The organism is Streptomyces sp. NPDC001927 (assembly GCF_053594455.1).
Genome location: NZ_JBSFEN010000014.1, coordinates 196,122 through 219,364 on the forward strand (window position 1 = coordinate 196,122; position 23,243 = coordinate 219,364).

18 protein-coding genes are annotated in these 23,243 nt (G+C 71.2%); 10 read left to right on the top strand and 8 right to left on the bottom strand.

All coding sequences use genetic code 11. The features are described 5' to 3' along the window. Nucleotides 1–93: 93 nt before the first annotated feature. Complete coding sequence (locus tag ACWCO8_RS33265) at nucleotides 94–366, top strand: DUF6343 family protein (protein ID WP_362014002.1); 273 nt, start codon at nucleotides 94–96, stop codon at nucleotides 364–366. Between the two features lie 55 nt (nucleotides 367–421). On the opposite strand, the gene ACWCO8_RS33270 is transcribed toward ACWCO8_RS33265, so the two are convergent. The 4 genes from ACWCO8_RS33270 to rpsA form a co-directional block, all read right to left on the bottom strand. After that, nucleotides 422–790: a tetratricopeptide repeat protein gene (locus ACWCO8_RS33270; protein WP_451035329.1), complete on the bottom strand. Its 369-nt coding sequence runs from the start codon at nucleotides 788–790 to the stop codon at nucleotides 422–424. 126 nt (nucleotides 791–916) lie between these two features. Then, on the bottom strand, nucleotides 917–1,525 hold the full coding sequence (gene coaE, locus ACWCO8_RS33275) for a dephospho-CoA kinase (RefSeq protein WP_451035330.1): 609 nt from the start codon (nucleotides 1,523–1,525) through the stop codon (nucleotides 917–919). A 31-nt stretch (nucleotides 1,526–1,556) separates the two neighbouring features. Next, complete coding sequence (locus tag ACWCO8_RS33280) at nucleotides 1,557–2,495, bottom strand: PAC2 family protein (protein ID WP_362013997.1); 939 nt, start codon at nucleotides 2,493–2,495, stop codon at nucleotides 1,557–1,559. 218 nt (nucleotides 2,496–2,713) lie between these two features. Continuing rightward, a complete protein-coding gene (gene rpsA / locus ACWCO8_RS33285) occupies nucleotides 2,714–4,216 on the bottom strand; it encodes a 30S ribosomal protein S1 (protein ID WP_019885395.1) in 1,503 nt (500 codons plus the stop codon). Between the two features lie 347 nt (nucleotides 4,217–4,563). On the opposite strand from rpsA, the gene ACWCO8_RS33290 reads away from it, so the two are divergent. Both ACWCO8_RS33290 and hrpB read left to right on the top strand, forming a co-directional pair. Next, entirely contained in the window at nucleotides 4,564–5,430 is an 867-nt protein-coding gene (locus tag ACWCO8_RS33290; RefSeq protein ID WP_451035331.1) for a class I SAM-dependent methyltransferase, read from the top strand. A 120-nt stretch (nucleotides 5,431–5,550) separates the two neighbouring features. Further along, nucleotides 5,551–8,139 (top strand): ATP-dependent helicase HrpB, encoded by a 2,589-nt coding sequence (gene hrpB, locus ACWCO8_RS33295; RefSeq protein WP_451035332.1) that lies wholly within the window; start codon nucleotides 5,551–5,553, stop codon nucleotides 8,137–8,139. On the opposite strand, the gene ACWCO8_RS33300 is transcribed toward hrpB, so the two are convergent. The 3 genes from ACWCO8_RS33300 to ACWCO8_RS33310 form a co-directional block, all read right to left on the bottom strand. Next, the gene (locus ACWCO8_RS33300) at nucleotides 8,123–9,088 is read right to left on the bottom strand and encodes a DUF3068 domain-containing protein (protein WP_451035333.1); all 966 of its coding nucleotides are present in this window, start codon (nucleotides 9,086–9,088) and stop codon (nucleotides 8,123–8,125) included. The genes hrpB and ACWCO8_RS33300 overlap by 17 nt on opposite strands. Before the next feature lie 14 nt (nucleotides 9,089–9,102). Then, complete coding sequence (locus tag ACWCO8_RS33305) at nucleotides 9,103–9,243, bottom strand: SPW_0924 family protein (RefSeq protein ID WP_362013991.1); 141 nt, start codon at nucleotides 9,241–9,243, stop codon at nucleotides 9,103–9,105. A gap of 189 nt (nucleotides 9,244–9,432) precedes the next feature. Next, entirely contained in the window at nucleotides 9,433–11,145 is a 1,713-nt protein-coding gene (locus ACWCO8_RS33310; protein WP_451035334.1) for a lytic murein transglycosylase, read from the bottom strand. A 229-nt stretch (nucleotides 11,146–11,374) separates the two neighbouring features. Here ACWCO8_RS33310 and ACWCO8_RS33315 point away from each other — a divergent pair, with 229 nt between their 5' ends. Then, on the top strand, nucleotides 11,375–12,244 hold the full coding sequence (locus tag ACWCO8_RS33315; RefSeq protein WP_451035335.1) for a DUF4184 family protein: 870 nt from the start codon (nucleotides 11,375–11,377) through the stop codon (nucleotides 12,242–12,244). Between the two features lie 105 nt (nucleotides 12,245–12,349). On the opposite strand, the gene polA is transcribed toward ACWCO8_RS33315, so the two are convergent. Next, nucleotides 12,350–15,061: a DNA polymerase I gene (gene polA / locus ACWCO8_RS33320; RefSeq protein WP_451035336.1), complete on the bottom strand. Its 2,712-nt coding sequence runs from the start codon at nucleotides 15,059–15,061 to the stop codon at nucleotides 12,350–12,352. Nucleotides 15,062–15,184: 123 nt separating this feature from the next. Here polA and ACWCO8_RS33325 point away from each other — a divergent pair, with 123 nt between their 5' ends. The 6 genes from ACWCO8_RS33325 to ACWCO8_RS33350 all read left to right on the top strand — a co-directional run bounded on the left by ACWCO8_RS33325 (nucleotide 15,185) and on the right by ACWCO8_RS33350 (nucleotide 23,240). Next, the gene (locus ACWCO8_RS33325; RefSeq protein WP_451035337.1) at nucleotides 15,185–17,461 is read left to right on the top strand and encodes an FdhF/YdeP family oxidoreductase; all 2,277 of its coding nucleotides are present in this window, start codon (nucleotides 15,185–15,187) and stop codon (nucleotides 17,459–17,461) included. 165 nt (nucleotides 17,462–17,626) lie between these two features. Then, nucleotides 17,627–18,133 carry a PaaI family thioesterase gene (locus ACWCO8_RS33330; protein ID WP_451035338.1) on the top strand — a complete coding sequence of 169 codons (507 nt, stop codon included), beginning with the start codon at nucleotides 17,627–17,629 and terminating at the stop codon, nucleotides 18,131–18,133. Nucleotides 18,134–18,273: 140 nt separating this feature from the next. After that, complete coding sequence (locus ACWCO8_RS33335; RefSeq protein ID WP_451035339.1) at nucleotides 18,274–18,726, top strand: hypothetical protein; 453 nt, start codon at nucleotides 18,274–18,276, stop codon at nucleotides 18,724–18,726. Between the two features lie 447 nt (nucleotides 18,727–19,173). Further along, the gene (locus ACWCO8_RS33340; RefSeq protein WP_451035340.1) at nucleotides 19,174–20,406 is read left to right on the top strand and encodes a branched-chain amino acid ABC transporter substrate-binding protein; all 1,233 of its coding nucleotides are present in this window, start codon (nucleotides 19,174–19,176) and stop codon (nucleotides 20,404–20,406) included. A gap of 111 nt (nucleotides 20,407–20,517) precedes the next feature. Further along, complete coding sequence (locus ACWCO8_RS33345) at nucleotides 20,518–21,450, top strand: branched-chain amino acid ABC transporter permease (protein WP_451035341.1); 933 nt, start codon at nucleotides 20,518–20,520, stop codon at nucleotides 21,448–21,450. A 5-nt stretch (nucleotides 21,451–21,455) separates the two neighbouring features. Further along, a complete protein-coding gene (locus tag ACWCO8_RS33350; protein WP_451035342.1) occupies nucleotides 21,456–23,240 on the top strand; it encodes a branched-chain amino acid ABC transporter permease in 1,785 nt (594 codons plus the stop codon). Nucleotides 23,241–23,243 lie beyond the last annotated feature (3 nt).

A 23,243-nucleotide genomic window follows, 5' to 3' on the forward strand; every position in this document is an offset into this window, starting at 1 on the left:
CCTCCCGGCGCTCCGGAGGCCGCACACCCCTCGTTCGAGTGATGTTCGCCTACGCGCGCCGGGGGTAGACCCTCTGTAGGAGATGCGACCGCCATGCGTACGGGCAGTGAGCCGGCGACCGCACGCAGTGCGCTGCGGTTGCGGTTCTGGCTGAGTCTGTGGGGTCTGCTCTGGGCCGCCTTCGGCACGACGGTGTTCGCCCTGATCGGCAGGCCGGGGTGGGCGGCGGCCTGCGGCGTGCTGTTCCTGGTGGCCGCTGTCGACATGTCGATGGTGCTGCACCATCTGCATCAAGGGCCGCACTGGCAGCCCGGACGCGACATCCCACCGTACGAACCCGACCACGGCGGCACGGGGCGCCGCTGAGAGTCGGCCGGCGAACCCTCGCCGCCGAGCCGATCCCCCTGAGAGCGCCGAGCCGTCAGCTGTCCGTGTCGAAGCGGGCCGCCTGGAGGTACTCGGGCTTGGGGTCGAGCGCGGCCGCGAGCCGGAAGTGCCGGGTGGCCTGATCGGGCCGACCCGAGCGCTGGAACGTGCGGGCCAGGGCGAAGTGCGCGAACGCGTTGTCCGGCTCGCGCTCCAGGACCAGCTCGAACTCCAGCTCCGCGGGACGCAGTTGCGCGGCGGCGAAGAAGGCGCGGGCGCGCAGCAGCCGCGCCGCGGTGTTCTCGGGGTGGGCGGCGATCACCGAGTCGAGCAGTTTCACGGCACCGCGGGGGTCCCGCGCGGCCAGCAGGTGCTCGGCTGCGCGGAAGTCGATGACGTGGGTCTCGGGGTTCCTCTCGGCCACGGTGGCATCCTTCCCTTTGCTCCGGCGGTTCAACATCGGGTGCTGCGGGGCTATTCCACGCCTGCGCGATCCCTACCCAGCCGGAGGCACGGCCGATCGGCGCGGACGCCCCCGCTTTGAACCGGGTTACGCCTTCCCTTCGGCCGCCCGCCGGGTCAGCTGCTCCCAGACCGCGCGCACCTGGGGTTCCAGCGCCTCCAGCGGTCCGTCGTTGTCGATGAGGAGGTCGGCGATCGCCCGGCGCTGCTCGCGCGTGGCCTGGGCGGCCATCCTGGCGCGCGCCTCGGGCTCGGCCATGCCCCGCAGCCGTACCAGCCGGTCGAGCTGGGTCTCGGCGGACGCGTCCACGACCACGACCAGGTCGTAGAGGGGCGCGAGGGCGTTCTCGGTGAGGAGGGGGACGTCGTGGACGACGACGTCGTCCGGTCCGGCCGCGCTCTCCAGCTCGGCGGAGCGGGCGCCGACGAGGGGGTGGACGATCCCGTTCAGGGTGGCCAGGCGATCGGCGTCGGCGAAGACGATGGAGCCGAGCTTCGGGCGGTCGAGCGTGCCCTGCTCGGTCAGGATCTCCGGCCCGAACGCCGCCACGACGGCCGCGAGCCCGGGGGTCCCGGGCTCGACGACCTCGCGCGCGATCTTGTCGGCGTCGATCAGCACGGCCCCGTACGAGACGAGGAGCCGTGACACTGCACTCTTGCCGGCGCCGATACCGCCGGTCAGGCCCACCTTCAGCATGAGCGGCAGCCTATGACCCCCGCCCCGGCCGCTACGCGTCGCCCTCCCGCTCGGCGAGGAAGCGCTCGAACTCGCGGCCCAGTTCGTCCGCCGACGGCAGATCGACGGGCTCCGCGACCAGGCTGCCCCGGGTCTCGGCGCCGGCGACCGCGTCGTACTGGTGCTCAAGGCCCTGGACCAGGGCCGTCAGCTCGTCGTCGCCCTCGCCGATCTGGCGCTCGATCTCGGTCTGGGTGCGCCTGGCCTCGGTGCGCAGCGTGTGGGCGACCCCGGGCAGGACGAGACCGGTGGCGCCGGTGATGGCTTCCAGCGCGGTCAGCGCGGCGTCGGGGTACGAGGACCGGGCGACGTAGTGCGGGACGTGCGCCGCGACGCCGAGGGTGTCGTGGCCGGACTCGGTGAGCCGGAACTCGATGAGCGATTCGGCGCTGCCGGGCACCTGGGCCTCGTCGAAGGGGCTCTTGTGGCCGGGCATGAGGTCCGTGCGGTTGCCGTGCGGGGTGAGGCCGACGGGGCGGGTGTGCGGGACGCCCATCGGGATGCCGTGGAAGTTGACCGAGAGCCGTACGCCGAGCCGTTCGACGATCTGGCGGACGGCGACGGCGAAGCGCTCCCACTCGACGTCCGGCTCGGGGCCGGAGAGCAGCAGGAAGGGCGCGCCGGTGGCGTCCTGGACGAGGCGGACCTCGATGGCGGGCGTTTCGTACGCCGTCCAGCGGTCGCGCCGGAAGGTGAGCAGCGGCCGACGGGCTCGGTAGTCCACGAGCCGGTCGTGGTCGAAGCGGGCCACCACCTGGTGGGGCAGCGTGTCGAGCAGTCGGTCGACGATCTGCTCGCCGGCCTCACCCGCGTCGATGTAGCCGTCGAAGTGGTAGAGCATGACCAACCCGGCCGACTCCTGCGCCAGGGCCACGTCCACCACGGCCAGGCCCTTCTGGTCCCATTCGTACAAATCCTGGGGATCAAGCACGATTACCGCTCCTCCTCGCGTTCCTAGGAAAGAACGCTCCCCGGCCCACGAGCATTCCCCGAGTCCCGGTTTTCGTGAGCGGAGTGTCAGCGCGCGAGCACGCGCACGCGCCCCCGGCGCGATCACGGGGGCGCCCCGGAAACGACGGAGGCCCGCTCCCCCGAAGGGGAGCGGGCCTCGTCGTTGGCTAGCTAGTGCCTAGCAGTACCGGAGCTGATTCAGCTCTGGCCGCCGGCCAGCTTCTCGCGCAGGGCAGCCAGGGCCTCGTCCGACGCCAGGGCGCCGGAGTTGTCGTCCGACTCCGAGGAGTACGAACCACCGGAGACGCCCGCCGGGGCACCGGCCGGAGCGGCGGCGCCACCCTCGGCAGCGGCGGCCTCGTCGGCCTCGCGGGACTTGATGACCTGAGCCTGGTGCTGCTCGAAGCGCTGCTGCGCCTCGGCGTACTGGGTCTCCCAGGCCTCGCGCTGGGTCTCGTAGCCCTCGAGCCAGTCGTTGGTCTCGGGGTCGAAGCCCTCGGGGTAGATGTAGTTGCCCTGGTCGTCGTAGGACGCGGCCATGCCGTACAGGGTCGGGTCGAACTCGACCGACGCCGGGTCGGCACCGAAGGACTCGTTGGCCTGCTTCAGGGACAGCGAGATCCGGCGACGCTCGAGGTCGATGTCGATGACCTTGACGAAGATCTCGTCGTTGACCTGGACGACCTGCTCCGGGATCTCCACGTGGCGCTCAGCCAGCTCGGAGATGTGGACCAGACCCTCGATGCCCTCGTCCACGCGGACGAACGCACCGAACGGAACCAGCTTGGTGACCTTGCCCGGGACGACCTGACCGATCTGGTGCGTGCGGGCGAACTGCTGCCACGGGTCCTCCTGCGTCGCCTTCAGCGACAGGGAGACACGCTCGCGGTCCATGTCCACGTCGAGAACCTCGACGGTGACTTCCTGGCCGACCTCGACAACCTCGGACGGGTGGTCGATGTGCTTCCAGGACAGCTCGGAGACGTGCACGAGACCGTCGACGCCACCCAGGTCCACGAAGGCACCGAAGTTGACGATCGAGGAGACGACGCCGGAGCGGACCTGACCCTTCTGGAGGGTCGTGAGGAAGGTCTGGCGAACCTCGGACTGGGTCTGCTCCAGCCAGGCACGGCGGGACAGGACCACGTTGTTGCGGTTCTTGTCCAGCTCGATGATCTTCGCCTCGAGCTCCTTGCCCACGTAGGGCTGGAGGTCGCGGACGCGACGCATCTCGACCAGGGAGGCCGGGAGGAAGCCGCGGAGGCCGATGTCGAGGATGAGACCACCCTTGACGACCTCGATGACGGTACCGGTGACGATGCCGTCCTCTTCCTTGATCTTCTCGATGGTGCCCCAGGCGCGCTCGTACTGGGCACGCTTCTTCGAGAGGATCAGGCGGCCTTCCTTGTCCTCCTTCTGGAGAACCAGGGCCTCGATCTCGTCGCCGACCTTGACGACCTCGTTCGGGTCGACGTCGTGCTTGATCGAGAGCTCGCGGCTCGGGATGACACCTTCGGTCTTGTAACCGATGTCGAGCAGGACCTCGTCCCGGTCGACCTTCACGATGACGCCGTCGACGATGTCGCCGTCGTTGAAGTACTTGATCGTCTCGTCGATCGCGGCGAGGAAGGCTTCCTCGTTACCGATGTCGTTGACCGCAACCTGCGGGGTGGTGGCGGTGGTCTCGGTGCTGCTCGTCATGTGGGAAAGGGCTCCGGTTACGGACAGAAAGTCGTAGGTACTGCTACGCCGAGAGCCCGTATCGCACCGAAGAAGCCGGACAGCCTATGAAGCGCCTTTCCCGATGAAGGGAGGCGCCTCGCGAACCGAGGGGACATACAACCGTGCGAGCGCGGCCTGCTCCGTCTGAGGCGCGCAGGCCCGCAGCGCAACCTTTAGCATACGGGGGCAGCCGGGACGGGTCAATGCGCGAAGCGCGCAGGCGGGGCGGATCGCCGCATACCCGGCACAATTCGATTCTCCCCAGGCCATCGTGGCCCAGGGGGCCCGCACGGCGGCGCTGTGCGCAAACTACAACGACGGGCGAGATGAACCAAGAGTACGGACACGAAGTCGACCCCGTGGGCAGCGCCGAAGAGGCCGCCGGGGCGGACGGGGCCGACGAGGCGGAGGCGACCCGCCGCGCGGCAGGGGACTCCGAGAGCAGCCGGGCGAGCCGGGGCTGGTGGGACCGGAACGCCGACGAGTACCAGAGCGAGCACGGGGCCTTCCTCGGGGACGACCGGTTCGTCTGGGGACCGGAGGGGCTCGACGAGGCCGAGGCGGGACTGCTCGGGCCGGCGGAGGAGCTGAAGGGACTCGACGTCCTGGAGATCGGGGCGGGGGCGGCGCAGTGCTCGCGCTGGCTGGCCGCCCGGGGCGCGCGGCCGGTGGCCCTGGACCTTTCGCACCGACAGCTCCAGCACGCGCTGCGGATCGGCGGGGACGTGCCGCTGGTCGAGGCGGACGCGGGCGCGCTGCCCTTCCGCGACGGCTCCTTCGACCTGGCGTGTTCGGCGTACGGCGCGGTGCCGTTCGTGGCGGACCCGGTGAAGGTGTTCCGCGAGGTGCGCCGGGTACTGCGGCCGGGCGGCCGGTGGGTGTTCTCGGTGACGCACCCGATCCGCTGGGCCTTCCCCGACGAGCCGGGCCCCGAGGGCCTGTCGATCGCCGCCTCCTATTTCGACCGCACTCCTTATGTGGAGCAGGACGAGGAGGGCCGGGCGGTCTATGTCGAGCACCACCGGACGATCGGCGACCGGGTACGGGACGTGGTGGCCGGCGGCTTCCGGCTGATCGATCTCGTCGAGCCGGAGTGGCCGGCGTGGAACAGCCAGGAGTGGGGCGGCTGGTCCCCGCTGCGGGGGAACCTGATCCCGGGCACGGCGATCTTCGTGTGCGAGCGGGACGGATAGCCCGGACGACCAGCCACGGCGACCCGGATAGCCACCACGGCGATCCGAATAGTCATATGAGCGGACGGGGCCTGTGGACAGCCGGGCCCGTCGCCGGCGGTGACGTACGAAACTGAGTGCGTGATCCGAAACGACGCACTCGACCGTCTCCCCGTCCGCCATGCCGTCCCCGAGCTGCTGACCGCGCTCGAGGAGCGCGGCACGGCGGTGCTGTACGCGCCTCCCGGCACCGGCAAGACCACGCTGGTGCCGCTCGCGCTCGCGGGGCTCATAGGGGACGGACCCCGGCGGCGGGTGCTGGTGGCCGAGCCGCGCCGGATGGCGGTGCGGGCGGCCGCCCGGCGGATGGCGTGGCTGCTGGGCCAGGAGGTCGGCGAGGCCGTCGGCTTCTCGGTGCGCGGCGAGCGCCGGGCCGGTCCCGCGACCCGCGTCGAGGTGGTGACGACGGGCATCCTCCTCCAGCGCCTGCAGCGTGATCCGGAGCTGGCGGGGGTGGACGTGGTGCTGCTCGACGAGTGCCACGAGCGTCATCTCGACGCGGATACGGCGATGGCGTTCCTGGTGGACGTCCGGGCGACGCTGCGGCCGGAGCTGAAGCTGATCGCCGCGTCGGCGACGAGCGACGCCGAGGCCTGGGCGCGGCTCCTCACAACCCTTGAAGGCAGCGATCCCGCGCCCATCGTGTGGGGGAAGGGCGAGGGGCACGGGTATCACGTGCACTTCGCCGCCCCGCCGGCCGGGATCAGGCCCTCCCACGGCACCTGGGTGGATCCCGCCCTCCTGCGCCATGTCGCGGCGACGGTCCGGCTGGCCTGCGAACGGCACACGGGCGACGTCCTCTGCTTCCTGCCCGGTACGGGTGAGATCGCGCGGACGGCGGGGATGCTGGCCGACCTGGACGCGGAGGTGCTGCAGCTGCACGGGCGGGCTCCAGCGGCGGTGCAGGACGCGGTCCTGAAGGGGGCGGAGCCCGGCGGGCGGCGCCGGGTGATCCTCGCGACCTCCGTGGCGGAGTCGAGCCTGACGGTCCCGGGGGTGCGGATCGTCGTGGACTCGGGGCTTGCCAGGGAGCCGCGGACGGACCACGCCCGGGGCCTCGGGTCCCTGGCGACGGTGCCGGTGTCGATCGCGAGCGCGACCCAGCGCTCGGGCCGCTCCGGGCGGGAGGCCTTCGGTGCCGTCTACCGCTGCTGGGCGGAGGCGGACGACGGGCGCCGGGCCCGCTTCCCCTCCCCCGAGATCCAGATCGCCGACCTGGCGTCGTTCGCCCTGCGGGCGTCGTGCTGGGGCGACCCTTCGGCGGAGGGCCTCGCCCTCCTGGACAGCCCGCCGGCCGGGGCGCTGACGGCGGCCCGTTCCGTCCTGACGGCGATCGGCGCGGTCGACGAGGACGGCCGGGCCACGGAGCGGGGCGTACGGATGTCTCGGCTCGGGGTGCACCCCCGGCTGGCCCGGGCTCTCCTGGACGGCGCGCCCGAGGTCGGGGCGCGACGGGCGGCCGAGGTGGTCGCCCTGCTGAGCGAGGAGCCGCCCCGGGAGTACGGGGACGACCTGGCGACCGCCTGGCGCGCCGCGCGGCGGGGCGCCGACGGGTACGGGGCGCGCTGGAAGGCGGAGGCACGGCGCCTCGAACGGGCCGCGGGCGAGGAGGGCCCCGCGGGCCGGGGTGCCGACGAGCGGGGTGCCGGAATCCCGGCCGGGGGCGGTGCTCCGGCCGGGCGCGGGGAGGACGTGGTGGCCGGGCTTGTGACGGCGTACGCGTTTCCGGAGCGGGTGGCGCGGGCGCGGGAGGGGAGCGGGTTCCTGATGGTGTCGGGGACGGGTGCCGAGCTCGCCGAGGGCTCGGGGCTCGGGCGGGCGCCGTGGCTGGCCGTCGCCGTGGCGGACCGGACCGCGCGGAGCGCCACGGCCCGGGTGCGGCTAGCGGCCGTGGTGGACGAGGACGTGGCCCGGGCGGCCGCCGGGCATCTGCTCGCTTCCGGCGAGGAGGTGCATTGGGAGGACGGGGACGTGGTCGCCCGGTCGGTGTCCCGGCTGGGCGCCGTCGAGCTGGCCGCTCGTCCGCTCAGGGAGGCGGCCGACCCGGTGCTCGTGCGGGCGGCGCTCCTGGACGGGCTGGGGCGGGAGGGGCTCGGGCTGTTGCGGTGGAGCCGTGAGGCGCAGGAGCTGAGACAGCGGCTCGGCTTCCTCCGCCGGGTGCTGGGTGATCCGTGGCCGGAGGTCTCGGAGGAGGCGCTCCTTGACCGCGCGGACGAGTGGCTGGAGCCCGAGCTGTCCCGGGCCCGGCGGCGGGCCGACCTCGGCCGGATCGACGCCGGGCAGGGGCTCACGCGGCTGCTGCCGTGGGCGACGGGCGAGGCGGGGCGGCTCGACGAGCTGGCGCCCGAGCGGATCGAGGTGCCCAGCGGGTCGCGGATACGGGTGGACTACGGCGGCGAACAGCCGGTCCTTGCGGTGAAGTTGCAGGAGATGTTCGGTCTCGCCGAGACGCCGAGGGTGGCGGCCGGGACGCCGGTCGTGGTCCATCTCCTCTCCCCCGCGGGACGGCCTGCCGCCGTCACCGCCGACCTGGCCTCGTTCTGGCGCGACGGCTACCGGGCGGTGCGGGCGGAGCTGCGCGGGCGCTATCCGAAGCATCCGTGGCCGGAGGACCCGGCCGGGGCGGAGCCGACCCGGCACACCAGCGCGCGGCTCAGGAGGGAGCGGTAGCGGGGCCGTCCGGGTCGGGGCGCCGGCTGCGCGCCTCCAGCCAGAGGGAGAGGGCGAGCAGAAGGAGGGAGAGGGTGAGGAAGGTCCAGGGCAGATAGGAGGTGACGAGCAGGATGACGGTCCGGTTGGAGTCGACCAGTTCGACGGTGTCGCGGATGTAGTCCTCGCGCATCTTCACGTGGCCGGAGAACGCGGTGACCTTCCAGTCGGTCTTGTCGTTGCGGAGCTCCTCCTCGTGGATCTCCTCGCCGTTGACCGGGGCGCCGGTGACGGGGTCGACCCAGAACATCCGCTTGGTCGTGTACCAGATGGACATGCCCGACTGGCTGATCATCTCGGGGGTGATGCCCTTGACCGGCATCGTCTTCGGCATGGGGACCTTGGTCCAGGGGATGGTCTGCTCGAAGTAGTAGACCTCCATGCCGCGGAAGGTGCGGGTGCCCTTGTAGTGGATGGGGGAGGTGGTGCGGGAGCGGGCGTCGAAGTACTGGTAGTCCCGCTTCTCGGTGAGGAAGGGCCACTTGAACTCGATGCCCTCCCGCCGGACGCTGTCGCCGTCGACCGTGGCGCCGGTGGCGTTGACCGGGTCCTGGGTGTGGGCGTCGAAGACGTAGCGCTCGGGGATCTGGGAGACCATCTTGCCGTCGGGGCCGGTGATGTAGGTGAGGGCGTCCCAGACGACGACGTCGCGGCCGGCGGAGCGTTCGATCCGCTTGGACTCCTCCACGTTGCCCTTGAGGGTCTGGATGATGGTGAGTTTCTCGACCTTCTTGGCCGTGAGGGTCGAGTAGTCGACGAGGGTCGCGGGCTTCGCCTCCAGGACGATCTCCTGGTACTGGTTCGGCGGGATCTTCGCCACGCGGGGGAAGACGTACCAGCGAAGCGTGGGGGCCATCGCGGCGAAGAAGACCGCGAAGGCGAGCAGGACGAGGCTGGCTCGGCGGCGCATGGACGGAGCTCCTCCTACTTCTTGGGGCCGGGGTCGGCGGTGAGGAGGGGCTTGGGCGAGGTGGGCCCGTCGGGCGGCAGGTCGACCGCGGAGACGAGGAGGATCACGAGGAGGACTGGGACCAGCCCGATGGCGGCGGCTACGAGGGCGCGCATGGTCGGCCTCCCGGTGCTCGATCTGATGCGGCGTCAGGGCTGGGGCACCGTAGCAACGCGGGCCCGAGATGAGAACACGTTGCACTCAGAACGCAGAGCGCCGCCCCCTCGTCCGGGTGGACGGGAGGGCGGCGGACCGACCGGCCGTGCGGCGCGGCGCCCGTCGGGGGGCGCCTGCCGGGCGGTGACTCAGGTCGTCGGCGAGGAGGACGGGGTCGGCGTCGGCTCGGGCTCCGGGGCCGGGGCGGTGACCTTGAGCTCGATGGTCACGGAGCCGCCGCCGGGCGCCGTGAGCCGGAGCAGGAAGGTGCCGGCCTGGTCGTCCGCGAAGATGTCGGGGAGGGTGAGCAGTCCGAAGGCGTCCGTCTTCAGGCCCGTGAGGGTGCGGACGGGGTTGCCGTCGGCGTCCTTGAAGTACGGGCCCTTGCTGTTCTGCTGCGGGTCCTCCGCCGAGCTGATCATGGTGGCGGTCAGGCCCACCGAGGAGGCGATGGCGCCGTCGAGGGTGGCCTTCACCAGGACGCGGTCGGCGAACCGGGCGCCCGTGGTGGCGGTCAGCTCCGTGGCGTCGCCGCGGACCAGCTGGTCGGCCTGCCGCTCGGTGACGGTCGCCGAGAAGGAGACGGACGCGGTGTTGCGGCCCACGACCGTGGCCCGGACCGTGAAGGTGCCCGTCTGCTCGCCGGCCCGGACGTTCGGCGCGACGGCCCGGCCGTTGAGGCCGGTGAGGACGGTGACGCTCTTCGCCACGCCACCGAGGTTGGCGTCGGTGGAGCCGACGATCTCGAAGCGGACACCCACTCCGGCGACGGGCTTGCCCGCGGCGTCCAGCGCCTCGACCGTCGGGCGCTCGGCGAAGACGCTGCCGACGGTGGCCGTCAGGGTGCCGGTGCCGGCGTCCTTGAGCGTGGCGACCTTCGAGGCCGCCGGCGGGGTGACGGGCGGCGTGACCGGCGGAGTGGTGCCGGGCTTGGACGGGTTCGGCTTCGGCGTGGTCGGGCTGGGCGACGGGGTGACGGGCGTCGTCGGCGTGGGCCTCGAGGAGGGGCCGGTGCTCGGGGTGTCGCTGCGGTCGACGGGCAGCACGCCCGTGCCGTCCGGGACCTGGTGGGTGCCGCGCTTGTAGTACTCGAACCAGGAGAGCACCGTGCGCAGGTACTCGGTCGAGCGGTTGTAGCTGAGGATCGCCCGGTCCAGGTCCGCCTTGACCGCGAGGTCGCGGTTGTTGGCGCACAGGTACATACCGGCCGCCTGGGCGGCGTCGTAGATGTTGTTGGGGTCCTTGCGGCCGTCGCCGTTGGCGTCCTGACCCCAGGTCGCCCAGGTGGAGGGGATGAACTGCATCGGGCCGACGGCGCGGTCGTGCGTCGTGTCGCCGTCGAAGGCGCCGTTGTCGGTGTCCGAGATGTTCGCGAAGCCGACACCGTCGAGCTTCGGGCCGAGGATCGGCGAGAGGGTGGTGCCGTTGGCGTCGACCCGGCCGCCACGCGCCTGACCGGACTCGACCTTGCCTATGCCGGCGAGCAGCTGCCACGGAAGGTTGCACGTGGGGTCGCTGGAGCGGATCGACTGCTCGGCCCGCTTGTAGGCGGCGAGCACGGACGCGGGTATGCCGGCCTCCGCGGGGCCGGTGATGATCGGCAGGTCTATGGAAGTGCCGGGCTTGTTCGGCGTGTTCAGCGGGGGCAGGTCGGTGTAGTACGGCGAGTCGCCGGTGGCCGAACCGTCGGGCGGGGTCGGCGTCGCATCCCCGGCACCGACCGGCCGGTCCCCGGCCGCGCTGTCCGAGGGAGGCGGCACGACGCCGGGCGCCTGCGAGGCAGCCAGTGCCGCCACCGCCGCCGCTACGACGGCACCGCTCGTGGCTCCCCTGCGCAGACGGCGGCCGAATTGCGCTGCCATACGTATGGTCCCTCCCCCTCGACTGCACCCGCGCTCCCCGCGCGAGACCTCAGGCGACCCTATGTCACCGACCGGCCCCGGGACACCGCGCCCTGACCGTGTTTCACGCTTTCGTCACCTCTTGGTCGCCCACGGTCCGGTTGAGATCGCTCCCGCATACTGGGCGTGACCGCCGACCGCCGCCGTGGGAGACGTCCGGGGCCGGCGCGGACACGAGGGGGAAGTTCCGATGCCGTTCACGCTCAGCCATGCCGCCGCGGTGCTGCCGGGCATCCGCCGCGACGGCACCGGACGCGGACCGCTGATCGCCTCCGCGCTCGTGGCGGGATCGTTCGCGCCCGACATGACCTATTTCGCGGCGACCGCGGTACCGGAAGCGATGCTCTTCGGGAGCGTCACGCACTCCCCCGTGGGCATCCTGACGGTCGATCTGCTGATCACCGCCGCGCTGGTGGCCGTGTGGCTGATGGTGCGTGAGCCGCTGGTGGCCCTGCTGCCGGCCCGACGGCAGAGCCGGGTGTACGGCTTCGTCCGGGGCGGCTCCTGGCGCGGCCGGCCGGTCCTGCCGCTGGCCACCTGGTTCTGTCTGTCGGCGGCGCTCGGCGCCTCGACGCACGTGGTGTGGGACTCCTTCACCCATCTCGACCGCTGGGGCACCCGCGCGCTCCCGTTCCTCGGCGAGATCATCGCCGGCTTCCCGGTCTATCTGTACTTCCAGTACGGAGGATCGGCCCTGGCGCTCGTGCTGCTGGTGTGGTTCACGGTACGGGCGCTGCGAGCCGCCCCCGGCGGGGCGACCCCGCCCGCCGAGGTGCCGGTCCTGAGCCGCCGGGGCCGATGGCTGGCCGGCGGGCTCGTCGGCGCGTGCGTCCTGGCCGGGATCGTGCACCGCTGCCTGCGCTGGTACGCGTACTGGGGGCGGATCGAGACGCCCCTGGACATCATTCCGACGGCCTGCTTCGGCGGCGGCGCGGGGCTCGCCGTCGGCCTTCTGCTGTACGGAGCGGGGATGCGGCTGCGCGGAGCGCGCCCGCGTCCGGCGTCGCCCCATGAGGCCGCGGGTCGTGAGCCGGAGCGCTCCCGTCCGGGATCTCACTGATCGAGCTCTCCGGCGTGGACCCGCGCGCCGCGGCACCGGCGCAAGCGCCGCCGCGCCCGCTCACGGCCCCGGCGGCGCGCCGGGAACCGTGAGCGATCCGGGCCGTCAGTGGGCCGCCGACTCCCAGTCCGCGCCCACGCCGACCGAGACGTCGAGCGGGGCGCGCAGCGAGGCGGCCGCGGACATCTGCTCGCGGACGAGGGACTCGACCTTCTTCCGCTCGCCCGGGGCCACTTCGAGGACGATTTCGTCGTGGACCTGGAGCAGCATGCGGGAGGCGAGACCGGCCTCGTTGAGCGCCCGGTCCACGTTCAGCATCGCGACCTTCACGATGTCCGCCGCCGTGCCCTGGATCGGCGCGTTCAGCGCCATCCGCTCGGCGGCCTCACGGCGCTGGCGGTTGTCGCTGTTCAGATCCGGCAGGTACCGGCGGCGGCCCAGCATCGTCTCCGTGTAGCCCGTGGCGCGCGCCTCGTCGACGACGCGGCGCAGATAGTCCCGTACCCCGCCGAAGCGCTCGAAGTAGGTGTCCATCAGGGCCCGGGCCTCGCCCGCCTCGATGTTCAGCTGCTGCGAGAGGCCGAAGGCCGACAGGCCGTACGCCAGGCCGTAGGACATGGCCTTGATCTTGCGGCGCATCTCGGCGTCGACGGCGGACCGCTCGACGCCGAAGACCTGCGAGGCGACCGTGGTGTGCAGGTCCTCACCGGAGGTGAAGGCCTCGATGAGGCCCTCGTCCTCGGAGAGGTGGGCCATGACCCGCAGCTCGATCTGGCTGTAGTCCGCCGTCATCAGGGACTCGAAGCCCTCGCCGACGACGAAGCCGTGCCGGATCGCCCGGCCCTCGTCGGTGCGCACCGGCACGTTCTGCAGGTTCGGGTCGGTGGAGGAGAGCCGGCCGGTCGCGGCGACAGTCTGGCTGAAGGTGGTGTGGATGCGGCCGTCGGCGGCGATCGTCTTGATCAGGCCCTCGACCGTGGACCGCAGGCGCGCCTGCTCGCGGTGGCGGAGCATGATCACCGGCAGGTCGTGCTCGGTCTGCCCGGCCAGCCACGCCAGCGCGTCGGCGTCCGTGGTGTACCCGGTCTTGGTCTTCTTCGTCTTCGGCAGGTTCAGCTCGCCGAAGAACACCTCCTGGAGCTGCTTGGGCGAGCCGAGGTTGAACTCGTGCCCGACCGAGGCGTGCGCCTCCTTCACGGCCTGCTGCACCGCGCCGGCGAACTGCTGCTCCATGGCCTCCAGATGGGCCCGGTCGGCGGCGATGCCGTGCCGCTCCAGGCGGGCCAGGAGCTCGGACGTCGGCAGCTCCACGTCGTGCAGCAGCTCGCGGGCGCCGACCTCGCCGAGCTTCTCCTCGAAGGCGCCACCGAGGTCGAGGACGGCCCGGGCCTGCGTCATCAGGGCCTCGGCCTCCGCCGAGTCGTCGGCGCCGAAGGCGAGCTGGCCGTCGGCGGCGGACGCCGGGGCGAGCTCACGGCCGAGGTACTCCAGGGACAGCGCGTCGAGCGCGAAGGAGCGGCGGCCCGGCTTGACGAGGTACGCGGCGAGCGCGGTGTCCATGGCGACACCGGCGACGCTCCAGCCGTGCTCGGGGAAGACCCGCATCACGCCCTTGGCGTTGTGCAGCACCTTGGGCCGGTCCGGGTCGGCGATCCAGGCGGCGAAGGCCTGCTCGTCGGCCTCGTCGAGCTCGGTCGTGTCGAACCAGGCCGCGGCGCCGTCGGCGGCCGCCAGCGCGATCTCGCCCACGTTCCCCGTGCCCAGCGCCCAGCTGTCGACCGTGGCCATGCCCAGCGGCTTCGTGGCGTGCTCGGCCAGCCAGGGGGCGAGCTCGCCCGCGCCCAGGACCGAACCGTCCAGCTCCACACCCGCGGCGGGCGCCGGGGCCTGCTCCTCGCCGGCGCCCGGGTCGACCGCGAGCAGCCGCTCGCGCAGCGACGGGTTACGGATCTCCAGGGTGTCGAGGACCATCGCGACGGCCGTGCGGTCGTACGGCACGCGCTCCAGGTCCTGGACGGTGCTCGGCAACTCGACGTCCCGCACCATCTCCGTCAGGACACGGTTGAGCTTGACCGCCTCCAGGTGGTCCCGGAAGTTCTGCCCAGCCTTGCCCTTGATCTCCTCGGCGCGCTCGACCAGCTCCGCGAAGGAACCGAACTGGTTGATCCACTTCGCCGCGGTCTTCTCACCGACACCGGGGATGCCCGGCAGGTTGTCCGACGGGTCGCCGCGCAGCGCCGCGAAGTCCGGGTACTGCTGCGGCGTGAGGCCGTACTTCTCCTCGACCTTCTCCGGCGTGAACCGGGTCAGCTCGGAGACGCCCTTCGTCGGGTACAGCACGGTCACGTGGTCCGAGATCAACTGGAACGAGTCCCGGTCGCCGGTGACGATCAGGACCTCGAAGCCGGCCGCCTCGGCCTGCGTGGCGAGCGTGGCGATGACGTCGTCGGCCTCGAAGCCGTCGATCGCGAACCGCGGCGCGCGCATCGCGTCGAGCAGCTCGCCGATCAGCTCCACCTGCCCCTTGAACTCGTCCGGGGTCTTCGAGCGGTTCGCCTTGTACTCCGGGAACTCCTGTGACCGCCAGGTCTTGCGGGACACGTCGAACGCGACCGCGAAGTGCGTGGGCGCCTCGTCGCGGAGCGTGTTCGCCAGCATCGACGCGAAGCCGTAGATGGCGTTCGTCGGCTGTCCGGTCGCGGTCGTGAAGTTCTCCGCGGGCAGCGCGAAGAACGCCCGGTACGCCAAGGAGTGCCCGTCCATGAGGAGCAGGCGCGGACGGGTTTCTTCGGTCTTCTTCGATGCTGTATCAGCCACGGACACGATCCTGCCACGGACCACTGACAATCCCGCCCACAGCAGCCCTCGGGCACACGCTGTCGGTGGCCCGTGACAGGATCGAAGGCGTACGCCACACATGACCGCTCAAGGGAGAGCGCGATGGTCAGCAAGCCCCCCGCAGGCGACCCGGTCCAGGACGCGCCGCAGGTCGAGCCGCCACAGCACGCCGCCGCCGGCCTCGCCGCCGTCGCGCACACCCTGAGGATCTCCCAGGCACAGATGGGCGTGCGGCGCACCGCGCGGACCCTGCTCAAGGTCAACCAGAAGGACGGCTTCGACTGCCCCGGCTGCGCCTGGCCCGAGGGCGACAAGCGGCACGTGGCGGAGTTCTGCGAGAACGGGGCGAAGGCGGTCGCCGAGGAGGCCACGCTGCGCCGCGTGACCCCGGACTTCTTCGCCGCGCACCCGGTGGCGGACCTCGCGCACCGCAGCGGGTACTGGCTGGGCCAGCAGGGCCGCATCACCCAGCCCATGTATCTGCCGGAGGGCGCCGAGCGGTACGAGGCGGTCACCTGGGAGCGGGCGTTCGCGATCATCGCCGAGGAGCTGACCGCCCTCTCCTCCCCCGACGAGGCCCTCTTCTACACCTCCGGGCGGACCAGCAACGAGGCCGCGTTCCTGTTCCAGCTCTTCGCCCGCGAGTTCGGCACGAACAACCTGCCGGACTGCTCCAACATGTGCCACGAGTCCTCCGGTTCGGCGCTCAACGAGACCATCGGGATCGGCAAGGGCAGCGTCTCTCTCGAAGACCTGCACCAGGCCGACCTGATCGTCGTCGCCGGACAGAACCCGGGCACGAACCACCCCCGGATGCTGTCCGCCCTGGAGAAGGCCAAGGCCGCCGGCGCGAAGATCATCTCGGTCAATCCGCTGCCCGAGGCGGGCCTGGAGAAGTTCAAGAACCCGCAGACCCCGCAGGGCCTCCTCAAGGGCGCCTCGCTCACCGACCTCTTCCTCCAGATCCGCATCGGCGGCGACCAGGCCCTCTTCCGCCTCCTCAACAAGCTGGTCCTGGAGACCCCGGGCGCGGTCGACGAGGAGTTCGTACGGGAACACACCCACGGGTACGAGGAGTTCACCGCCGCCGCGCGCGCCGCCGACTGGGACGAGACGCTCGCCGCGACCGGCCTCGACCGCACCGAGATCGAGCGGGCCCTGGAGATGGTCCTCGCCTCGAAGCGGACCATCGTCTGCTGGGCCATGGGCCTCACCCAGCACAAGCACTCCGTGCCCACGATCCGCGAGGTCGTCAACTTCCTTCTGCTGCGCGGCAACATCGGCCGCCCCGGCGCGGGCGTCTGCCCCGTACGCGGCCACTCGAACGTGCAGGGCGACCGCACCATGGGCATCTTCGAGCGGCCCGCGCCCGCGTTCCTGGACGCCCTGGACAAGGAGTTCGGGATCGTCTCGCCGCGCCACCACGGCTTCGACGTGGTCCGCTCCATCCAGGCGCTCCGCGACGGCGAGGCGAAGGTCTTCTTCGCCATGGGCGGCAACTTCGTCGGAGCCACCCCCGACACCGACGTCACCGAGACGGCGATGCGCCGCGCCCGGCTCACCGTCCACGTCTCGACCAAGCTGAACCGCTCCCACGCGGTCACCGGCACGCGCGCGTTGATCCTGCCCACGCTCGGCCGCACCGACAAGGACGTCCAGAGCAGCGGCAAGCAGTTCGTGACCGTCGAGGACTCGATGGGCCAGGTGCACGCCTCGCGCGGCAACCTGCCGCCCGCGAGCCCGCACCTGCTCTCCGAGCCCGCGATCGTGGCCCGCATGGCCCGCGCCGTCCTCGGCGCCGGATCGGCCACGCCCTGGGAGGAGTTCGAGAAGGACTACGCCACGATCCGCGACCGCATCGCGCGCGTGGTGCCCGGCTTCGACGACTTCAACGCCCGCCTGGCCGCCTCCCCCGGCGGCTTCGCCCTCCCGCACGCGCCGCGCGACGAGCGCCGCTTCCCGACCACGACCGGCAAGGCCAACTTCACCGCCGCGCCCGTCGAGTACCCGACGGTCCCCGAGGGCCGGCTGCTCCTGCAGACCCTGCGCTCGCACGACCAGTACAACACCACGATCTACGGCCTCGACGACCGCTACCGCGGCATCAAGGGCGGCCGCCGGGTCGTCCTCGTCCACCCCGAGGACGCGGCCGCCCTCGGCCTCGCGGACGGGGCGTACACCGACCTCGTGAGCGAGTGGAAGGACGGCGTCGAACGGCGCGCGCCCGGCTTCCGGGTCGTCCACTATCCGACGGCCCGGGGCTGCGCGGCCGCGTACTACCCGGAGACCAACGTCCTCGTGCCGCTCGACTCCACGGCGGACATCAGCAACACCCCCGCCAGCAAGTCCGTGATCGTCCGGCTGGAGCCGGCGGGGTAGGGGGACCGGCCCTGGGCCGGTGACCGGGGCGGGGCGGCCGGCGGCCGTTACCGGGGGTGACCACCCCACGGCCGGGACCGTCTGGAACAATCTCCCCTCGCCTAAGCGTTTGCTCAGGCACGCACTGACGACGTACGCAGTACGAAGACGAACGGAGCCGGGCCGATGGGCGAGCAGCAGCACGTGAAGTTCCCGCAGGAAGTCCTCGACGAGTACGCCGCGCTCGGCGTGGACCTGCCCGCCCTGTTCTCGGCGGGCCACCTCGGCAACCGCATGGGCGTGCAGATCCTCGAGGCCTCGGCGGACAAGGTCGTCGGCACGATGCCGGTGGAGGGCAACACCCAGCCGTACGGTCTGCTGCACGGCGGCGCCTCCGCCGTCCTCGCCGAGACCCTCGGTTCGGTCGGCTCCATGCTGCACGGCGGCATCTCCAAGATCGCGGTGGGCGTGGACCTGAACTGCACCCACCACCGCGGCGTCCGCAGCGGCCTCGTGACGGGTGTCGCGACCCCGGTGCACCGCGGCCGGTCCACGGCGACGTACGAGATCGTGATCACCGACGAGCAGGACAAGCGGGTCTGCACGGCCCGCCTCACCTGCCTGCTCCGCGAGGTCACCGCCAAGGACGCCGGCAACCTCCCGAACACGGGCGGCAGCGGCGCCGGGGCCTGAGCCCCCAGCCCGCGAAGGGCTTCCGGTGCGGCCCGGGACGGCCATGACCGTCCCGGGCCGTTCCATGTTCCGAACCCTCCAACTCGCCCGGCATCAAGGCCCGTTGTGCCGAGCACGGGCCATCCACTAGCGTCGCCGCCATGGGGCTTCCGGCGCGCACGACGGTCACGACCGCCCTCCGCGTCACCCTCCGCACCGGCGTCGCCGCATGCGCCGCGTGCGCCCTCGCCGCGCTCCCCGGCTGCACCGACGGCGAGCCCCGCGCGGGCCCCGACGCCCGCCCCTCCACCACCGCCTCAGCCACCCCTCCACCCACCGCCCGGTCCCCCGTGGACCTCTGCGTCGATCTCGTCTCGTACTGGGTCAAAGAAGCCCTGGTCGGGAGCGAGTGGGCGGGGCTCGACTGGGAGCAGAAGGGGCTCTCCAACGAGCAGTTGGTGATCCACGACGACGTCCTCGCACTCGCCCGCGCGAAGGAGCGCGCCGCCGGGCGCGAAGCGGCGGTCTCGTTCACCGACGAGGAGACCCGAAGACGGTGCGCGGCGGCGAACGGCGCGACCGGGAGCTCGGAGAACTGGAAGCCCCCTCCGTAACGCTCCGTGACGTCGGTGCGAGGAGGAAGCGGAGCGCTGCACTCAGCGTTCCGTCCGCTGACGTTTGAGTGACTGTCCGATATCCGGAGACCTCCGCGAGCGGGCCGACAGGAGCATGGTCTGCTCAAGCCCCTTAGCGGAACTGGGCGTTCTCACTATGTGAACACCGGCTTGCTGACCTGTTTGCCCCAGTTTGCCCACCCGCTGTCCACCTCCTCTCCCCCTCGCGATAACAAGACAGTCACATCCTGACCTCCCCGCTCCCCACCTCCCCCACCTGCGCTTAGAGTCACGGCCAGTCACCGCGCCGCCGGGCGCGTCCACTGCACGGCCCTGCACCACCCAGTCATCCCCAGTACGGCCCGGCATTCACAAACGGCACCTCCAGCTCCACGCTTCACGGCACCGCCTCAGCTCGAGGGGGCCGCGCCAGGGAAAGGATTCATCGTGCGCAACCGTTCCTTGCTCATCCTCACCACCGTGGTCACCACGGGAGCACTCACCCTCACCGCCTGCGGTTCGCGCGACGACAAGGGCGGGTCCGACAACTCCGCCGGCGGCACGACCGTCGTCATCGGTGTCGACGCGCCGCTCACCGGCTCGCTGTCCGCGCTGGGTCAGGGCATCAAGAACTCCGTGGACCTGGCGGTCCAGACCGCCAACAAGAACAAAGAGGTCCCGGGCGTCACCTTCAAGATCGAGGCCCTCGACGACCAGGCCGTCCCGGCCACCGGCAAGGCCAACGCCACCAAGCTCGTCGGCATCAAGGACGTCCTCGGCGTCGTCGGCCCGCTGAACTCCGGCGTCTCCCAGTCGATGCAGGCCGACTTCGACAAGGCCAACCTCACCCAGGTCTCCCCGGCCAACACCAACCCGTCCCTCTCCCAGGGCGACAACTGGGGCAAGGGCGAGTTCAAGCGCCCCTTCAAGACCTACTTCCGTACCGCCACCACCGACGTCATCCAGGGCAAGTTCGCCGCGAACTACCTGTTCAAGGACGCCGGCAAGAAGAAGGTCTTCGTCGTCAACGACAAGCAGACCTACGGTGCCGGCCTCGCCGCGATCTTCTCCGACGAGTTCAAGCGCCTCGGCGGCACCGTCGTCGGCACGGACTCCGTGACGGTCAAGGAGACGGACTTCTCCTCCACCGCCAACAAGATCAAGGGCTCGGGCGCCGACTCCGTCTACTTCGGCGGCCAGTACCCCGAGGGCGGCCTCCTCTCCGACCAGGTCAAGAAGGCCGGCGCCAAGATCCCCACCATGGGCGGCGACGGCATCTACGACCCCGAGTTCATCAAGGCCTCCGGCGAGGCCAACGACGGTGACCTCGCCACCTCGGTCGGCTTCCCCGTCGAGAAGCTCCCGACGGCCAAGAAGTTCATCGCCGACTACTCGGCGGCCGGCTACAAGGACCCGTACGCGGCCTACGGCGGCTACTCCTACGACGCCGCGTGGTCCATCATCCAGGCCGTCAAGGCCGTCGTCGCCGCCAACAACGGCAAGCTCCCCGACGACGCCCGCGCCAAGGTCACCGAGGCCATGTCCAAGGTCTCCTTCGAGGGTGTGACCGGCAAGGTCTCCTTCGACCAGTACGGCGACACGACCAACAAGCAGCTCACCGTCTACCAGGTCAAGAACGGCGCCTGGGTCGACGTCAAGTCCGAGACCTTCCAGGACTGACCCCCGCACAGCCCCGCACAGCACCACGCACCAAATGAACCAAGCCGCGCGAGGGCGCAAACAGCGCCCTCGCGCGGAGTCATATCCGACACGCTCATCGGAGGCCCTGCGGTGAACGAACTGCCGCAACAGCTGGCCGACGGCCTTGCCCTCGGGGCCCTTTACGGTCTCATCGCCATCGGTTACACGATGGTCTACGGCATCGTCCAGCTCATCAACTTCGCCCACGGCGAGATCTTCATGGTCGGCGGCTTCGGCGCGCTCACGGCATACACGATCCTGCCCGAGGGCACTGCCCTCGTCATCGCGATCCCCATCATGCTGATAGGCGGCGCGGTCGTCTCCGTGGCCGTCGCCACCGCCGCCGAACGCTTCGCCTACCGCCCCCTGCGCGGCGCCCCCCGGCTCGCCCCCCTGATCACGGCCATCGGTCTGTCGATCGTGCTCCAGCAGCTCATCTGGGGCTTCTACCCCGGCGCCAAGAGCAAGGTCACCTTCCCCGAGTTCCAGGGCGGACCCTTCGAGATCTTCGACGGCCTGTCGATCTCCCGCGCCGACACGTTCGTCCTCGTCGCCGCCCCCGCGTGCATGCTCGCCCTCGGCCTCTTCGTCTCGAAGAGCCGCAGCGGCCGCGCCATGCAGGCCACGGCACAGGACCCGGACACCGCGAAGCTGATGGGCATCAACACCGACCGCATCATCGTGATGGCCTTCGCTATCGGCGCCGCGTTCGCCGCGGTCGCAGCGGTCGCCGAGGGCCTCGACAAGGGCCAGATCCGCTTCGAGATGGGCTTCCTGCTGGGCCTCAAGGCCTTCACCGCAGCCGTCCTCGGAGGCATCGGCAACATCTACGGCGCCATGATCGGCGGCGTCGTCCTCGGACTCGCCGAAACCCTCTCCATCGCCTACGTCGAACACATCCCCGGGATGGCCCAGTTCGGCGGCGGCGCCTGGAAGGACATCTGGGTGTTCTCCCTCCTCATCCTGGTGCTCCTGTTCCGGCCACAAGGTCTGCTCGGACAACGCGCCGCGGACAGGGCGTGATCGCGATGACGACCGATCTCACCACCCCCGAGACGCCGGACACCCCGGAGACGCCCGCAGCGTCCCCGACGCCGGCCAAGACCGACGCCGCCAAGGCGCCCGGCCTCCTCCACTGGATCGTCGCCGCCGGTGGCCTCGTCACCGTCGCGAGCACCTTCCTCGCCTGGACCTACACCTCCGAATTCCCCGGCGACCTCACCGTCACCGGCTACCCCGGCGGCCTCCAGGTCCTCACCCTCGTCGGCGGCCTCCTCCTGACGCTCTTCGCCCTCTCCGGGCTCGGTGTCAAGGGCCTGCGCTGGCTCACCCCGGCCGGCTCCAGCAAGGCGCTGCAGTTCCTCGCCCTCGGCGTGCTCGGCACCACCTGGTACACCGTGATCGCCATCGCGGCCCAGCTCGGCGGCCTCGCCCACCTGGAGCCCGGCGGCTTCATCGCCGCCGTCGCCACGCTCGTCCCGCTGGCCGCGTTCGCGCTCAAGGACGACTCCCGCAAGCCGGCGAAGCCCAAGGAGATCCCCTCCTGGGCCGAGATCCTGCTGATCGTCGTCGCCTTCGCGATCGGCATGTACGCCGTCACCTACGGCATCTCCACCGAATACCCCGAGCTGTTCATCGGCTACCTGCTCCTCGTGGGCTTCGGTGCCGCCGGACTCAACAAGGCCGGTCTCATCGGCCGGGTCTCGGCCATCGCGTCGAAGAACAAGCAGATCGCCGCCGTCGCGGCCTTCGCCGCCGCGGCCGTCTTCCCCTTCACCCAGACCACCGACACGTTCACCGTGATCGCCGTGCAGATCCTGATCTTCGCCACGGTCGCCCTCGGTCTGAACGTCGTCGTCGGCCTGGCCGGCCTGCTCGACCTCGGATACGTCGCGTTCCTCGGCGTCGGCGCCTACACGGCCGCCCTCGTCTCCGGGTCCACGGCCTCCGCGCTCGACATCGAGCTCCCGTTCTGGGCCGCCATGATCATCGGAGCGCTCGCCTCGCTGATCTTCGGCGTCATCATCGGCGCACCGACCCTCCGGCTCCACGGCGACTACCTCGCCATCGTGACGCTCGGCTTCGGAGAGATCTTCCGCATCACCGTCAACAACATGGACGGCGACAACGGACCCCAGATCACCAACGGCCCCAACGGCATCCCGAACATCCCGGCGCTGAACATCTTCGGCTACGACTTCGGCGAGACCCACACCATCCTCGGCGTGGAACTCGGCAGCTACGCCAACTACTACCTGCTGATGCTGCTCGTCATGGTCCTCGTCGTCCTGGTCTTCAGCCGGGCACAGGACTCCCGCATCGGCCGCGCCTGGGTCGCCATCCGCGAGGACGAGACCGCCGCCACCGCCATGGGCATCAACGGCTTCCGGGTCAAGCTCATCGCCTTCGCCCTCGGCGCCACCCTCGCCGGCGTCGCGGGCACGGTCCAGGCCCACTTCCAGGGCACGGTCCTCCCCGAGATGTACGTGTTCGCCGGCCCCGTCGCCCCGAACTCCGCGTTCCTCCTCGCGGCCGTCATCCTCGGCGGCATGGGCACCATCCGCGGCCCGCTCCTCGGCGCGGCGCTGCTCTTCCTCATCCCCGAGAAGCTGGCCTTCCTCAAGGACTTCCAGCTCCTCGCGTTCGGCCTCGCGCTCATCCTGCTGATGCGCTTCCGCCCGGAGGGCCTCATCCCCAACCGGCGCGCCCAGCTCGAGTACCACGAGCACGAGGAGAGCGCCGACAAGATCGACGTACCGGACCAGCGGCCGCCCGCCGACCCGATCGTCGGAACCTCGAAGGCGGGTGCGTGAACG